Source organism: Rheinheimera sp. UJ63 (genome assembly GCF_021568285.1).
In the GTDB taxonomy this organism is placed as follows: Bacteria; Pseudomonadota; Gammaproteobacteria; order Enterobacterales; family Alteromonadaceae; genus Alishewanella; species Alishewanella maricola.
Genome location: NZ_JAKGTQ010000001.1, coordinates 486,646 through 502,674, shown reverse-complemented (window position 1 = coordinate 502,674; position 16,029 = coordinate 486,646). Strand labels below are relative to the sequence as shown.

Annotated in this window: 14 protein-coding genes; 12 read left to right on the top strand and 2 right to left on the bottom strand. The window is 47.2% G+C overall.

From position 1 onward, the window contains the following. Window positions 1–2 precede the first annotated feature (2 nt). Window positions 3–2,717 carry a response regulator gene (locus L1N97_RS02285; protein WP_229585387.1) on the bottom strand — a complete coding sequence of 905 codons (2,715 nt, stop codon included), beginning with the start codon at window positions 2,715–2,717 and terminating at the stop codon, window positions 3–5. Window positions 2,718–2,800: 83 nt separating this feature from the next. On the opposite strand from L1N97_RS02285, the gene rlmD reads away from it, so the two are divergent. From rlmD to L1N97_RS02255, 6 genes are all read left to right on the top strand, one after another. Further along, window positions 2,801–4,126: a 23S rRNA (uracil(1939)-C(5))-methyltransferase RlmD gene (gene rlmD / locus L1N97_RS02280; RefSeq protein ID WP_236128712.1), complete on the top strand. Its 1,326-nt coding sequence runs from the start codon at window positions 2,801–2,803 to the stop codon at window positions 4,124–4,126. A gap of 64 nt (window positions 4,127–4,190) precedes the next feature. Continuing rightward, window positions 4,191–6,386, top strand: coding sequence for a GTP diphosphokinase (relA, locus tag L1N97_RS02275; protein ID WP_229585389.1), 2,196 nt, complete (start codon window positions 4,191–4,193; stop codon window positions 6,384–6,386). Between the two features lie 26 nt (window positions 6,387–6,412). Beyond that, on the top strand, window positions 6,413–7,189 hold the full coding sequence (gene mazG / locus L1N97_RS02270) for a nucleoside triphosphate pyrophosphohydrolase (protein ID WP_324295592.1): 777 nt from the start codon (window positions 6,413–6,415) through the stop codon (window positions 7,187–7,189). 300 nt (window positions 7,190–7,489) lie between these two features. After that, entirely contained in the window at window positions 7,490–9,127 is a 1,638-nt protein-coding gene (locus tag L1N97_RS02265) for a CTP synthase (RefSeq protein WP_229585390.1), read from the top strand. A 60-nt stretch (window positions 9,128–9,187) separates the two neighbouring features. Continuing rightward, window positions 9,188–10,480, top strand: a complete 1,293-nt coding sequence (gene eno / locus L1N97_RS02260; RefSeq protein WP_226749616.1) for a phosphopyruvate hydratase — start codon at window positions 9,188–9,190, stop codon at window positions 10,478–10,480. A 206-nt stretch (window positions 10,481–10,686) separates the two neighbouring features. Next, window positions 10,687–11,292, top strand: a complete 606-nt coding sequence (locus L1N97_RS02255; protein WP_236128711.1) for a hypothetical protein — start codon at window positions 10,687–10,689, stop codon at window positions 11,290–11,292. Between the two features lie 25 nt (window positions 11,293–11,317). Here the strand turns inward: L1N97_RS02255 and L1N97_RS02250 are convergent, their stop codons facing one another. Beyond that, complete coding sequence (locus L1N97_RS02250; protein WP_236128710.1) at window positions 11,318–11,836, bottom strand: DUF1569 domain-containing protein; 519 nt, start codon at window positions 11,834–11,836, stop codon at window positions 11,318–11,320. Window positions 11,837–12,030: 194 nt separating this feature from the next. On the opposite strand from L1N97_RS02250, the gene L1N97_RS02245 reads away from it, so the two are divergent. The 6 genes from L1N97_RS02245 (at window position 12,031) to surE (ending at window position 16,028) form a co-directional block, all read left to right on the top strand. Then, entirely contained in the window at window positions 12,031–12,684 is a 654-nt protein-coding gene (locus L1N97_RS02245; RefSeq protein WP_226749619.1) for a hypothetical protein, read from the top strand. A 65-nt stretch (window positions 12,685–12,749) separates the two neighbouring features. Then, window positions 12,750–13,028, top strand: coding sequence for a cell division protein FtsB (gene ftsB, locus L1N97_RS02240; protein ID WP_229585393.1), 279 nt, complete (start codon window positions 12,750–12,752; stop codon window positions 13,026–13,028). Beyond that, the gene (gene ispD / locus L1N97_RS02235) at window positions 13,028–13,720 is read left to right on the top strand and encodes a 2-C-methyl-D-erythritol 4-phosphate cytidylyltransferase (RefSeq protein ID WP_236128709.1); all 693 of its coding nucleotides are present in this window, start codon (window positions 13,028–13,030) and stop codon (window positions 13,718–13,720) included. Before ftsB ends, ispD begins: the two co-directional genes overlap by 1 nt. Further along, window positions 13,720–14,199: a 2-C-methyl-D-erythritol 2,4-cyclodiphosphate synthase gene (ispF, locus tag L1N97_RS02230; protein WP_268964505.1), complete on the top strand. Its 480-nt coding sequence runs from the start codon at window positions 13,720–13,722 to the stop codon at window positions 14,197–14,199. The genes ispD and ispF overlap by 1 nt, the downstream gene beginning before the upstream one ends. Continuing rightward, on the top strand, window positions 14,193–15,275 hold the full coding sequence (truD, locus tag L1N97_RS02225) for a tRNA pseudouridine(13) synthase TruD (protein WP_236128708.1): 1,083 nt from the start codon (window positions 14,193–14,195) through the stop codon (window positions 15,273–15,275). Before ispF ends, truD begins: the two co-directional genes overlap by 7 nt. After that, a complete protein-coding gene (gene surE / locus L1N97_RS02220; RefSeq protein WP_226749624.1) occupies window positions 15,276–16,028 on the top strand; it encodes a 5'/3'-nucleotidase SurE in 753 nt (250 codons plus the stop codon). The last annotated feature ends 1 nt before the right edge of the window (window position 16,029 follow it).

Sequence of the window (16,029 nt, the reverse complement as noted above, 5' to 3'; positions counted from 1 at the left end):
GCTCATGGCTCTGGCATCGACGGATCGATGCCATAGAGCAGCTGGATAACATCGTCTAACTCTGATAACTCCGGCTCCAATAACTTGATATTGGCGCCGCGTTTTAATTGTGTTTCAAGCGCTTCCAGTAGATTTTTTAACCTGGGCACACCGGTATAACAACAGGCGCCATGCAATTTGTGTAAGGCATGCAGCAGCATTTGTTGGTCATTATCTCTAATCGCTTGGTTAATTTGTTTTTCAGACTGCGGTAAGCTTTTTAACAACATCAGTAGCATCTCTTGCGCTAATTCCGGTTTACCTGCTGCCCGTTGTAACGCCATGGGCCAATCGATTAAAGGCACCACTTGTAAGGCTTGCTGCTGGGTATCTTGATGTTTTTGCAGCTGACAATACTCTTGCAAGGTAAACAACAGCATTTTGTCATCTAACGGTTTGGTTAAAAATTCATTAAAGCCGGCATTGATTAAGCGTGTGCGCTCGCCATCCATCGCATGTGCGGTTACAGCAATAATCGGTGTATGCTCATTTAACGAGCTTTGTCGAATGCGCTGACACGCCGTGATGCCATCCATCACCGGCATATTAATGTCCATAAAGATAATATCGTAGGCATGCTGCGTGGATTTCTGCCACGCGGCGGCACCATCACGAGCCGAATCCAGAAAATGCACATGCTCACGTAAAAGCGTATTAATCAGTTTTAAGTTGGCTTCGTTATCGTCGACCGTTAACACTTTTAAGCCTGGCGATAGCAGCTCTTCACTTTGGCCATTGGCTTGAGCAATGTCGGTATAAGGCTGAGCTAAGGTTAAGGCTAATTTGCGCATATGAGCCGGCTTGGGTAAACAAGCGCTGGCGCCTGAGCTGAGCAATACTTCACGCAAGTTGGGTGATAAGGTATTCACCAACAAATAGACATGTTGGCAGTGCGCTTTAATGCGCTGCACCAGCGTAATAATTTCATTGACTTGATTAATGGCAACGGCTCGGCCTAATAAGCCGATATCATAAGCCTTAGGCTGGCTAAGCGCTTGTTGTAGTTGCGCTTTGGTGGCGCAAGCCGTCACCACCATTCCCCAGCTGCTCAGCAGTTGTAAGGTGGCCTCGCGTGAATATTGCTGTGGTTCAAAATACAAAACGGTTTTTTCAGCGAGCAACTCTAGCGGTAGCGCTTCCGCAACCGACAGTTGATGGCGTTGGCACTTAATGGTAAACCAAAAAGTTGAACCCTCGGCTAACTTGCTTTCGAAGCCAATAGTACCTTGCATGGCTAGCACTAACCGTTTTGAGATAAGTAAGCCTAAACCAGAGCCGGTTTGTTGGTCGCTTTGCTCAAGCGGTGTGACGCCATCAAATAAATGACGTTTTTTATCTTCACTGATGCCACGACCGGTATCTTTAACCGAAATTTGTAGCTGAATTTGTTCATCGTTCAAACTGGTGGCTTTAACCCGAATGATGATACTGCCATGCTCAGTAAATTTAATGGCATTACCGGCAATATTCATCAACACCTGAGTTAATCGAGCCGGATCGGCTACCACGGCATCAGGGCAGTCTGGCTCGACCAACAACACCAACTCTAATTGCTTATCAAAAGCGTTGCTGACTAATAATTCGATGGTATCGTTTAGCACGTCGCGCAGTGAAAACGGTTCAGGATTAATCGACATACGGCCTTCTTCTAACCGCGAAAAATCCAAAACATCATTAACCAAATTCAACAGGCTATTTGCCGACTTCTGGATAGTTTGTAGATAGTCACTTTGATGGTGAGTCAGCGGGGTTTTTAATAATTGCCGGGTAAAGCCAATGACGGCGTTTAACGGGGTGCGTAGTTCATGGCTCATTTTGGCTAAAAAATCCGACTTTTGCCGGTTGTCTTCTAGCGCTTTGCGTTTCGCAAAATCGAGCTGGATGTTTTGGATCTCAAGCTGCTCCATGCTCAGTTGTAAATCACTGGTCACTTGTTCAATATTTTGCTGCATTTCTTGCTCTAGCCGAGACAGATGCTCGGCTAATTTCAACAAACCTTGTTGAAAATCATCAAACTCGCGAACGCCTAACAAATAAGGCCGCAGTCGATATTGTCCATCCATCAATTGCTGCATTTGCCGTTTCAGACGTTGCAGTTCAGGTTGCAGTTTTTGAATTAAAAATAGGGTTAAACCCAGTGCGAGCAGCAAGACTAAAGCAATTAAAGCGCCGCTTTGCAGCACCCCTAGTTGTTGCTGTAATACAATATGTTGTTGGTCAAACTGCAATAGCAAATAGCCAGGGTCTTCTGCCAATAAATTGTTATCGCGTAATAATGGCTGATAGACAATTAATTGTGGTTGGGACGAATAAAAGCGGATTTGCGAAGGCTTAGTGGCCTGTTGATGCACCGCATGAGTAGATAAATCTTGTTGGCTATTGCTGGTCAGTAATAAACGACCCTCAGCATCAAATAACGAAATACTGGTGATCAAGGGCGCGTTTAAGCGATGGGCATGTTCCAGCAACGGCAGAACGGTTTTTAGTGGCTGTTGTTGTAACAGGGGTTGGCTGCTAATCGCCAACATCAGGGCGACATTGGCAGCACGCTCATGCAAGTGTAATTCACTGGCCTGTTGTTGCCGGTGGTTAAAATAGCTAGCCAGCAGTATACCCACCAGCAAGCTGGGTAGCACACTACAAAGAATTAACCAAAAACGCAGACCAATTTTTTTCATCAGGGCACGGCACTTGTTACAATTAAGCTCAGCCATGTCATAATGACACATGATCCTTTAAATGCCTATAAGACCTGCATCGAATGGTAACGCTCTATAAACCGAAACAAAAAGCGCAACACCTTGGCCAGCAAGTAAAATTGCAAGTGGAATCGACCGATTATGAAGTCAATGGTATTGGTCGTTGGCAACAGAAAATTGCTTTTGTCAGCGGCGCTTTAGCTGGCGAACAGGTGCTCGCTAAGGTGACTGAAGATAAAGCGCATTTTATTAAAGCGCGCGTTGAGCGGGTACTTAAAGCCAGCCCATTGCGAGTGACGCCTTTTTGTCCGCATTATCAGTTATGTGGTGGTTGTCAATTGCAGCATGTGGCCAGTACCGAGCAAGCACGCTTAAAACAACAAGGTGTAGATGAGTTAATCCGTCATCAAACCGGTTTAGGCGAGTTGCCATGGCAGCCGTTGTTAACGGGCCCCGATCAAGGTTATCGGCGTAAAGCGCGAATTGGTGTTTGGTTTGATCGTAAACGCAAGCAGCTGACGGTTGGCTTTCGAGAAAGCGCCAGCAAAACCCTCACGCCTATTAAGGCCTGTGTTGTACTGCAGCCGCAGTTACAGCCTATTTTTGCAGTATTACAACAGGTTGTACCACAATTATCAGAGCCGAGTGCGATCACGCATGTTGAAGTGATTGCCGCTGAGCAGCAAGTGTTTTTAATTGTGCGGCATATAAAGCCATTGACCACCGCTGAGCAACAATTATTTGTTACGGCGTGGCCTGACGCGGTTTGGCAGGGTGAAGCCGAAGCAGGGCAGTTAACAAACTGGCAGCCTAATGCGCCAAGTCCGCGTTATCGGTTAAGTGAGCAAGGTTTAGAGTTGGCCTTTGCCGCCACCGATTTTATTCAAGTCAATCCGCAATTAAATCAGCAAATGGTGTCATTAGCGCTACAATGGTTGCAGCCGCAAGCTGAGGATAATATTCTTGATTTGTATGCAGGTATGGGGAATTTTAGTTTAGCCTTGGCGCAGCGCGCTAAATTGGTGCATGGTGTTGAAGGGCTTGCCACTATGGTGCAGCAAGCCACGGCGAATGCCCAACTTAATGGCATTACTAACACCCAGTTTTGGCAAGCCGATTTGCATTTAGCATGGGGTAAAACTGACTGGAATAACCCGATTTACCAGAAGATCGTGCTTGATCCTGCCCGAGCCGGCGCCGAAGGCGCGATGCCACAGCTGGTGAAGCTAAAACCGGCACAGATATTGTACATATCGTGCAATGCCGCGACCTTTGCGCGCGATGCAAAAGTTTTGTTACAGTCGGGTTATCAGTTGCAAAAGATTGCTGGCATCGATATGTTTCCCCACACGAGTCATCTGGAATTGATGGCGTTGTTTAGTCGTTAGCCAATCTGGCTGACTTTCGTGACGTGCAATAAGCTGGAACGACTTATTTTAATGAGGACAAAGCATGGTTAGGGTGCGCCAGTCACACAGCAGTGGCTACCATGGTGGTGAGACAGTCGAATGGCTGTGCTCACTGGGGCTGTCTGAAAAAAGGATTGGTGCATTATTAGAATGCGCAGCCTGGCTAAAACAGCAACAACTAGACGACGATGTGCTAGAGGTGCGAACCGGCTGGGAAATGGTCGAGATTTTAGCTGATCTTAAAATGGATCAGGATTCACTGCTTGCCTCCTTGTTATTTCCTGCTTTTGAGGCGGGCCTGCTGGAATTGGCGCAGATTGAAGCCAATTTTTCGGCTCCGGTGGCCTTGCTACTGTCTGCGGTGCAACAAATGGAAGCGATCCGCACTATCCCAACCAGCGTTAAGCAAGGTGCGGATGGCCAACAAGCGGATAACTTACGGCGCATGTTGTTAGCCATGGTAGAAGATGTGCGCGCGGTGGTGATTAAATTAGCGGCACAAATTTGCTACCTGCGTGATGTGAAAGATGCCGATGAAGAAACGCGCGTTCTCGCGGCGAAAGAAACCAATGCCATTTTTGCGCCCTTAGCCAACCGTTTAGGTATTGGCCAATTAAAATGGGAACTTGAAGATCTGGCGTTTCGCTATTTGCATCCGACCACTTACAAACAGGTGGCCAGTTTACTGGAAGAACGGCGCTTAGATCGCGAACAATATATGCAAGATTTTGTGGCTGCGGTTCGGCAAAAAATGCTCGACGCGCAAGTGCAAGCCGAAGTTTACGGGCGGCCGAAACACATTTTTAGCATTTGGAAGAAAATGCAGAAAAAGCAACTGTCTTTCGAACAGTTGTATGACATCAGAGCGGTTCGGATTGTTACCGAGCGTGTGCAAGATTGCTATGCGTCTTTGGGTTTAGTGCACACCAATTGGCGGCATTTACCCAAAGAGTTCGACGATTACATCGCCACGCCAAAACAAAATGGTTATCAATCCATTCATACCGTGGTGCTAGGCCCACAAGGGCGGCCGATCGAGATCCAGATCCGTACACGGCAAATGCATGAAGATGCCGAGTTGGGTGTCGCGGCGCATTGGCGTTACAAAGAGGGCGGCGCGGCCAGCAAAACCGTGGCGAACGATGAAAAAATTAGCTGGTTACGTAAGTTACTGCAATGGCAGGAAGATTTAGCCGATGGCACCGACTTGGCTGAAGAGCTGCGTACTCAGGTTATCGAAGATCGCGTTTATGTCTTTACGCCCAAAGGCGATATTGTTGATTTACCGATGGGCTCGACACCGTTAGATTTTGCTTACTATGTACATTCTAATGTTGGGCATCGTTGTATAGGCGCGAAAATCTCTGGGCGCATCGTGCCTTTTACCTATCAATTAAAAACCGGTGATCAGGTCGAAATTCTTACGGGGCGTGAGCCCAACCCTAGCCGTGATTGGCTAAATCCTAATTTAGGCTACTTAAAATCAAGCCGGGCACGCTCTAAGGTACAATATTGGTTCCGCTTACAAGATCGTGATAAGAATTTGTCAGCCGGTCGCGAATTACTCGATGCCGAATTGAATCGGTTAAACCTGCAGATTGAAGCGCCAACCAAGGTGTTGCAACGCTTTAATGTGAATAGCATGGACGAGCTATTAGTCGGCATTGGCGGTGGTGAAATCAAAGTGACACAAGTGGTCCACTTTATTCAAAGCCAAAGCCCAAATCATGAATTACCCGAGATTGATCCGCGTTTAAAAACCAAACCGCTACCCACCAATAAAGTGAAAAGTGATGTGGTGGTGCAAGGTGTTGGTAATTTGCTGACACATATGGCGGGTTGTTGTCAGCCGTTACCGGGCGATGCCATTATTGGCTATATCACGCAAGGTCGCGGTATTGCGATTCACCGTGATGATTGCGATCAGTTCAAAACCTTATTGGATACGCATCCAGAACGTGTGGTCGATGCAACTTGGGGTGACAAGTATGCCTCTGGTTACGAAGTCGACATTCGGATTGTGGCGAATGATCGCAATGGCTTGTTACGCGATATCACCAGTATCTTGGCCAATGAAAAAGCCAACGTGACCAGTATGAGCAGTAGTTCGGATATTAAAGCGCAAACCGCGGTGATTAATATGACGATGGAACTGTACAACCTGGACTCGTTAAATAAACTGCTAAGTAAAATTAGCCAAATAGACGATGTGATTGAAGCAAAACGCTTTCATCATTAAGCCTTCAAGTATAAGAAGAGTTAGCCGTGTCTGAACCCATCTCACGCTTGTTAAGCATCATGTCGGCATTACGCGATCCTGTCAGCGGCTGTCCGTGGGATCTGAAACAAAGCTACGCCAGCATTGTGCCTTACACGTTAGAAGAGGCCTATGAAGTGGCTGATGCCATCGCGCGTGATAGCTTTGATGAGCTGAAAGATGAATTAGGCGATCTGCTGTTTCAAGTGGTGTTTTATGCCCAATTAGCTAAAGAAGAAGGCCGCTTTCAGTTTGAGGATTGTGTCACGGCCATTTGCGATAAATTAGAGCGTCGGCATCCGCATGTGTTTGGCAACCTCAGTGCAGAAGATGCTGACACCGTGCTAAAAAATTGGGAAGCCCTGAAAAGCACGGAGCGTAAAGAAAGCGGGCAACACAGCGTGCTGGATAATATTCCGCAAGCGATGCCGGCATTAAGCCGTGCTTATAAGCTGCAAAAACGCTGTGCAAATGTCGGTTTTGATTGGCCGGATGTTAGCGGCTGCTGGGATAAGGTGAAAGAAGAGATTTTAGAAGTTGAACAAACCGCCCCGGGCAGTGCCGAGCTCACTGAAGAACTCGGCGATTTAATGTTTGCGCTGGTGAATGTGGTGCGCAAGCATAAACTGGATCCCGAAGCGGTATTACGTGCAGCGAACAGTAAGTTTGAAAAGCGCTTTCGCGCGGTCGAGCTGACGCTTGCCGAGCAAGGCCGCAGCACTGAACAGGCCTCTTTGGACGAAATGGAACAGATTTGGCAGCAGGTAAAGCGTCAACCGTCATAATGGCGGCTGAGTGGCCATGCTTACGGCGGTAATGACAGCCTAAACCACCGGCTATAAGTAAAGGGTTATGCGATTTGCTTGTTGCATTGCGACTTGCTGGTCTTACCTGCTTTACGTCGTGCAATTATTTAACGACTAACACAGCTTTAGATTGAGCCGCTGTTCGGCCTTTGCTATACTTTCCTCCCGTCCTGATACCAAACATTTTAAGCCCTTGTTTTAACAGCAACCGATAGTTTTATCGGTGCTAAATGCTTTTTTGTTTGGCGAAATCTTCTATTACTGCGTTTCTGGGGTCTTATGGCGACACGATATATTTTTGTGACGGGTGGGGTTGTCTCATCTCTAGGTAAAGGCATTGCTGCGGCATCGCTGGCGGCAATTCTGGAAGCGCGTGGTTTAAATGTCACTCTGCTGAAATTGGATCCTTACATTAACGTCGATCCTGGCACGATGAGCCCGATCCAACATGGTGAAGTTTTCGTTACCGAAGACGGTGCGGAAACGGATCTGGATTTGGGGCACTACGAGCGCTTTATTCGCACTAAAATGACGAAGTTAAATAACTTTACGCAAGGCCGCATCTACGCTGACGTATTGCGCCGTGAGCGTCGTGGTGACTATTTAGGTGCCACCATTCAAGTTATTCCGCATATCACTAACGAAATTAAAAACCGCGTGGTTGCCGGTGCCGATGGCTATGATATTGCCATTGTCGAAATTGGCGGTACGGTCGGTGATATTGAATCGCTACCTTTCTTAGAAGCTATTCGTCAGCTGGGTACCGAAGTGGGCCGTGAGCGCACCTTGTTTATGCATTTAACCTTGGTGCCTTACTTAGGCACGGCTGGCGAGATCAAAACCAAGCCGACTCAACACTCGGTAAAAGAGCTGCGTTCTATCGGTATTCAACCTGATATTCTGGTTTGCCGTTCCGATCGGGCGATCCCGAATAACGAACGGGCTAAAATAGCGCTGTTTACTAATGTTGAAGAAAAAGCGGTTATTTCGCTAAAAGACGTTTCAAGCATTTATCAAATCCCGGCTTTGTTGAAATCACAAGGCTTAGACGATTTAGTCTGTCGTCGTTTCCATATCGATGCACCTGAAGCCGATTTAGCGGAATGGGAACAGGTGTTATACCAAGAGTCGAACCCGACGGGCGAGATCACCATAGGTATGGTTGGTAAGTATGTGGAGTTACCCGATGCGTATAAATCGGTGAACGAAGCTTTGGGTCATGCTGGTTTAAAAAATCGCGTTACCGTTAATATTAAATACATCGACTCGCAAGATATTAAGAGCAAAGGCCCTGCTATGTTAAGCGGCTTAGACGGTATCTTAGTACCGGGTGGCTTTGGTGAGCGCGGTGTTGAAGGTAAAATTTTAGCGGCGCAATTTGCACGCGAAAACAAAGTACCTTATTTGGGCATTTGTTTAGGTATGCAAGTCGCTTTAATTGAATATGCGCGTAACGTGGCGGGTATGCCAGAAGCTCACTCTACTGAATTTAATAAAGAAACACCGTATCCAGTGGTCGGTTTGATCACCGAATGGCGCGATGCAGATGGCTCAGTTGAAGTGCGTACTAACGACTCTGATCTGGGCGGCACCATGCGCTTGGGTAGCCAAAACTGTAATTTGGTTGCCGATACCAAAGCCTTTAGTATTTATGGTCAAGCGGTGATTCAAGAACGTCATCGCCACCGTTATGAAGTGAATAACAATTTAAGACCAAAATTAGAAGCTGCCGGCTTGGTGATTTCTGGTTTATCAGCTGATAATCAGCTGGTTGAGATGATTGAAATACCCGATCATCCTTGGTTTGTGGCAGGTCAGTTCCATCCGGAGTTTAATTCGACGCCGCGCGATGGCCATCCATTGTTCCAAAGCTTTGTAGCCGCTGCGCATAAGTTTCAAAAACAGCAGCGCGTATAACTTTAGCAAGCCGTGTTGGATAACACGGCTTTTTTGTCTTTATCAAGGGGATCTTAAATTATGTCAGAAATTGCAAAAATTATTGCCCGCGAAATCGTAGACTCACGCGGTAACCCAACAGTCGAAGCGGATGTGTACTTGACCAGTGGTGTGATGGGGCGCGGTTGCGCACCTTCAGGTGCCTCAACCGGTTCACGCGAAGCATTAGAACTACGTGATGGTGATAAAAGCCGTTATTTGGGCAAGGGCGTATTAAAAGCGGTTGCCAATATTGATGGCCCGATCCAAGCAGCGTTAGTCGGCAAAAATGCTTACCAACAAGCTGACATCGATCAGATCATGATCGATTTAGACGGTACTGAAACCAAATCAAAATTAGGCGCCAACGCCATTTTAGCGGTATCACTGGCCGTAGCGCGTGCTGCCGCTGCCGATAAAAAGATCCCATTGTATCAACACATTGCTGATTTAAATGGCACTTCGGGTGTTTACAGCATGCCAGTACCGATGATGAATATCATCAACGGTGGCGAACACGCTGACAATAACGTTGATATTCAAGAGTTTATGGTGCAGCCTGTCGGCGCTAAAACCTTCGCTGAAGCATTACGCATGGGCGCTGAGATTTTCCATAGCTTGAAAAAAGAACTGCAAAAACGCGGTTTAAACACTGCAGTGGGTGATGAAGGCGGTTTTGCACCTGATCTGAAATCTAACGAAGAAGCTTTATCGGTTATCGTTGAAGCGGTAAAAGCCGCCGGCTACGAAATGGATAAAGACATTACGTTAGCCTTAGATTGTGCAGCCTCTGAGTTTTATAAAAACGGTCAGTACGTGTTAAGCGGCGAGAACAAAAGCTTTGATTCCTATGGTTTCAATGATTACTTAGCCGGTTTATCACAGCGTTATCCGATCGTTTCTATTGAAGATGGTTTAGACGAAAGTGATTGGGATGGCTGGAAAGATTTAACCAACAAAATTGGCACTAAAGTGCAATTAGTCGGTGACGATCTGTTTGTTACCAATACCAAGATCCTGACACGCGGTATTGAGCAGGGCATCGGTAACTCAATTTTGATTAAGTTTAATCAAATTGGCTCGTTAACCGAAACCTTAGCCGCTATTAAAATGGCTAAAGACGCGGGCTTTACTGCGGTTATTTCACACCGTAGCGGCGAAACCGAAGATGCCTTTATTGCGGATTTAGCCGTGGGTACCGCAGCCGGTCAAATTAAGACCGGTTCACTGTGTCGTTCAGATCGCGTTGCGAAGTACAATCAATTACTGCGTATCGAACAAGAGTTAGGCAGCAAGGCCCCCTACAAAGGCCGTAGCGAAATCAAAGGCCAGTAATTTAGGCTTTGTTTCCCCGGTAGCCGCCAGGCTACCGGTATGACTGCTCGCGGCATGCACAATGCTGTGGCAGAGCGCTCTCCTTATTGTGCTTAACGCATAAAATATGATGAGGATCAAAGCTGCTGCAGCTTTATTGAAATTTTCCCGCCGAAACGTTATGGCTGCGTTATAGTCAATATATCTAATAACTTTTTAGGTTTGCTATGAGAAGACACGCTTTGATTCGGATATGTTGTGCAGTATTAGGTGCCGGTTTCATCAGCATCACCTCGGCGCAAGCTAAACAAAGCCCAACATTAAGTGAGATTGATTTAGCCCAAGTGCAAATTAATGGCTTACAGTTAGGTATGAGTAAAGCCACGGTAGAACGATTATTAAAACATCAATTTAGTCACAGCGAACAGAGCAAAGATGGCAGTGTAGCCGCATTTAAATGTGTAAAAACACAGTGTCAGGCACAGCGTAATGCAGCGGACGGTGAAACCTTGTTAAATGTGTATTTTAATCGACAGCAACAGGCGCACTGGATTGTGTTACAAAGCCAAGCTCAGCTAGCAGAGACACCCAAGCAGTGTTTAGAGGTAGCCGCAGAGCAGCTTGATGCTTTACGGCAAAAGTATCATCCCGAGGATCTGAAACATTTTTATGGCCCGAATGCCGTGACTTTACGCTTAAATAAGCAAGGCCATCCTGATCCGGCAGATAACAGCTTTTATGGTTACCGCGTACAGATCAAGTGTGAGTCGTTTGGTAGCGGCGTCGGTAGCAGTGAATATGAGTTACGCGATAAAGCCATTGAATTGCGTTAACCCCCGTACTGGCCAAAGCCAGACCTTAACGAGGGACAATCTGCTGCAACTGTTGCTCTAAAAATAATGCATGCACTTTGTAGTACTGCGCCTTGGTAAGGCTACCGTAAGCAAAATGCGCGGCTAATTCGCCCTGCCAATTAATAAATTCTTGTAATTCAAACATTAACTCACGTAGTGCCACATCATTCGGTACCTCTGCGGCCAGTGGCGGTGCGCCAGGAATAGGCTGCTCCTGAGCTGCAGGCATACTGCCCGTTGCGGCATAAAAATTTAACGCTAATTTGCCCACGATATTTTTTTGTAATACCGAGTGATGCTGTGGATAACCCACAATAGAGTAACGCAGGTTTTGCGCGCAATGTTGAAAAATCTGACTCACATTCCAGTTCCCCATACTATGGAGTCGATCCGGTTGCATTGCGCGTAAACGTTGTTGCAGATCGGTCAGAGGGTAATGCCGTAAGGTCGCAACAAATTTGCTGCCCAGCACGACAACCAAGGGAGTAAAAGCGGCGGTGCGTAAAAATTGACGACGATTCATCGGACCTATTCTATAGCTAACGGTGGTGTGACTGGCGCTTAAACTACCGTTTTTCGGCGCGAGCGTCCAGTCTGCAGCGATAGCCCGGCGGATTAGCGCTTTGCTGCGACGGTTTTTTCATACAGAGCGGTTTTTCTGCTTAACAGATGCATTTAGGCTTTTACAATAATCAGGCTATTGGCTAACATCGCTACATGACGATGATGCACGAAAATCAACCACATTTTTGGCAAGCAACCGCGGCCAATCAAACTTATACTGAGCTGTGTAATGCTCTGTATGAGCGTGAGCTATTTCGTTTGGCGGCCACCCCCAGCTCAGAATTAGCACAGTTGCCAAAACGCATCGCCAGTTTACCTTTTTATATTCGGCGTGCTGCCAGCAGTATTTTGCAATACCCTGCTAATTTGGCGCTCGATAGTCAAAATGCGTCTTGGTATGGCAAACAATTTAAACGCTGTCCGGCCAGTAAACAGGCGGCCGATCCGATCCTGGCTTTTTACAGCAAAGCCGCGAAACCTGGTTTGATTGTGCCGCTTTACTGCGAAGATAAAACCCTTGAACATATCGTGTTAGACAGTGTTGATGAAGTGGATGTAACAGAGCAGCGTTTGCATTGTAATCAGTATGGTTGGTTTTCGTTTAGTGGCATGCCCTTAGCCGAGGACAACAGTAAGTTGTTTTTACTTAAACCAGACAAGAACATTATGACTGCCGCTTGTTGTGGCCATCAGTGGTTAAACTTACAAAAAAAAGAACCGCGTTTACTCACCTTGCGTGAACTTTTATTGGCTAGCCGCCTAAATTGGCGTAATTTCGCTCGGCCACATTTGGGGCAAAGCAGCTGATATAAAGCTTTGCAGTAGCTATTTAACGCTTCATAATAAGCTCAAACAGAAATAACGGTTTAGTTATGCGCATATTAATCGTGCTGTTGCTCATCGTGTTAGCGGCCTTACAATACCGGCTTTGGTTTGGTCAGCTCAGTGTGACAGATTACCTGCGTCAGCAGGAAGAAATAGCCACTCAGCAAGCGAGTAATCAGGAGTTGATTAAGCGTAATCGTATGTTGTTGGCGGATGTTGATGATTTACGCCAGGGATTGGAAGCGATAGAAGAGCGAGCTCGCAACGAGCTTGGCCTGATTGCTGAAGATGAAGTTTTTTTTCGGATAGTACCGCGGACACCGTAATGTCATTAAAATCTTTTCCGGCGATTGCCGCCGTGATCCCCGCCGCTGGGGTTGGCCAGCGTATGCAAGCCGATAAACCCAAGCAGTACTTGCGCTTACACGGCAAAACCATTTTAGAGCACAGTGTTAAACCGGTGTTAGCCCTTGGCGCCGTGCAGCAGTTATATTTAGCGCTAAGCCCAGACGATCCCTATTTTGCCGCTACCGGCTTAACCGCTGAAAATATTGTGCGAGTTGATGGTGGTACAGAGCGGGTGCACTCGGTATTAAATGCGCTGTTAGCGATAGATGCTGAAAAAATGCCTTGGGTACTTGTGCATGATGCTGCGCGACCTTTAGTGCGTCCGCAAGATATCGAGTTACTGATCCAGCGCTGCCTTGAGGTTGGGCATGGTGGTATTTTAGCAACGCCAGTCCGTGATACCATGAAACGTGGCCAAAGCTTAATTAATGCTACGGTAGAGCGAGAGCATTTATGGCATGCGCTCACACCACAGTTTTTTCCTACGGCCTTACTCAGAGCGAATATCCAAGCTGCGTTAGCGGCCAACGTGGTGATTACCGATGAAGCGTCGGCTATGGAATGGGCAAATGAGCCGGTTCTGTTAGTGGAAGGACACAGTGATAATCTTAAAATTACGCGGCCAGCCGATCTGCAGCTGGCAGCGTTTTATTTGGAGCAAAATCAATAATGACAATGCGTATTGGTCATGGTTTCGATGTACATGCCTTTGGCGGCGAAGGTCCAGTGACGCTGGGCGGTATCAAAATTCCTTATCATCAAGGGCTCGTTGCGCACTCCGATGGTGATGTGGTGCTACATGCGTTGGCCGATGCCTTATTAGGTGCGGTAGCGCTGGGTGATATTGGCAAGCATTTTCCAGACACTGACGCGGCTTACGCCGGTATTGATAGCCGTATCTTATTACGTAACGTGTTCAATGAAGTGCAGCAGTGCGGCTATCAGATTGGTAATGTGGATATTACCATTATGGCGCAAGCACCGAAGATGGCACCGCACATTGCCGATATGTGTGCCTGTATTGCTACCGATCTGCAGTGTCAGCCTGATCAAGTTAATGTTAAAGCGACCACCACCGAGCAACTGGGTTTTGTCGGTCGTAAAGAGGGTATCGCGGTTGCCGCCGTGGTGTTATTAACCTCATGCTGAACACTGAAACCGCTTTAAGTCATCCGTCTTTTCCTGCGCAAGCTGAGTTAGCTTATTTACACGGTCAACCGCAGATTCGCGCCGCGATTCGAGCGGCAGCTGCTGATTTTTTAGTGGTGGAAGAACTTAATTTTACGCCGAGCGGTGCCGGTGAACATATCCTGCTGCAAATTGAGAAAACCGGGCAAAATACCCAATTTATTGCCCGCGAGCTGGCGCGTTTAACCGGTTTACGCGTGCGCGATATTAGCTATGCGGGTTTAAAAGATCGGCATGCCGTCACGCAGCAATGGTTTTGTTTTAAATGGCCCATCAAGCAAGAACTGGACTGGCAAACCTGGCAAATTGCAGGCTCAAACATTTTACAGATGGTACGGCATTACCGTAAATTGCGCCTAGGAGCTTTAAAGCGCAATCATTTTACTTTACGCTTAACACAAGTATCTGATGTACCTGCGCTAATGGCCAAGTTACCTTTACTCGAAGCCGGGGTACCTAATTATTATGGTGAGCAACGCTTTGGTATGGCTGGCGGAAATTTACACCTCGCTGAGCGTTTGTTTCAGGGCGAAAGTATCGCAGATCGGCAATTACGCGGTTTAGCACTATCGGCGAGCCGCTCTTTTTTGTTTAATCAGGTTCTGTCAGCGCGGATCCAACAAGGTCTTTTTCAGCAATTAATGGCTGGGGATGTGGTGCAGCTAAACGGTTCTGGCTCGATTTTTCCGGTTACTGAACCCGACGCGGTGTTGCAACAGCGGCTCGACAGCGCCGATATTCATCTCACCGCACCTTTATGTGGTGAGGGTAAGGCGTTAGTCAGTGCAGACGCCGCTTTATTTGAACAGCAGGTGGTTGCGCCCTGGCAGCACTGGGTGAGCGGTTTAGAATTACTGCGGGTGCAAGTTGGCCGACGGGCGATGCGCCTGATCCCCGAGTCGGTGAGCGCGACAGTCGAAGCTGATACGGTGATCTTGCAGTTTGCTTTACCAGCAGGGTGTTTTGCAACGAGTGTCCTGCGAGAGTTAGTGTCTTATCGTGACATTGCCCGCGATCTTGCACAAATGGAGTGTTAAATGCGCATTTTACTGAGTAATGATGACGGGGTGCATGCCCGTGGTATTCAAGTATTACAGCAAGCATTATTACAAATTGCTGAAGTCACGACCGTAGGACCCGATCGTAACTGCAGTGGTGCCAGTAATTCGTTGACCTTACTTAATCCGCTGCGCACACAAACCTTAGACAACGGCTTTATTGCGGTAAATGGCACCCCAACCGATTGTGTCCATTTAGCCATTAGCCAATTATTAGATTTCACACCCGATTTAGTGGTCGCCGGCATCAATCATGGGGCAAACCTCGGGGATGACGTGTTGTATTCTGGCACCGTAGCCGCCGCGACAGAGGGCCGACACCTTGGCTTACCGGCTATCGCCGTATCGCTTGCTGGGCGTGAAGAACAGCATTTTGCTACGGCGGCGCATGTGACCGTTGAAGTGATCCGTAAACTACAATCACATCCGTTACCTGCTGATCAAATCTTGAATATCAATGTGCCGGCGATTCCTTTGCACGAACTAAAAGGTATTCAGGTGACGCGGCTTGGCCGTCGGCATAAAGCCGAAACCATGAGTAGCTCAACCGATCCTTGGGGTCGAAAAATTTATTGGTACGGCTCTTTAGGGCCAGAATTAGACGCTGGTGAAGGCACGGATTTTCATGCCATTGCAAATGGTTATGCTTCAGTCACACCATTACATGTTGATATGTCTGCCTATAAAAGTATGGAAACCTTGGCACATTGGTTAGAGGGGATCCCATTGTAAT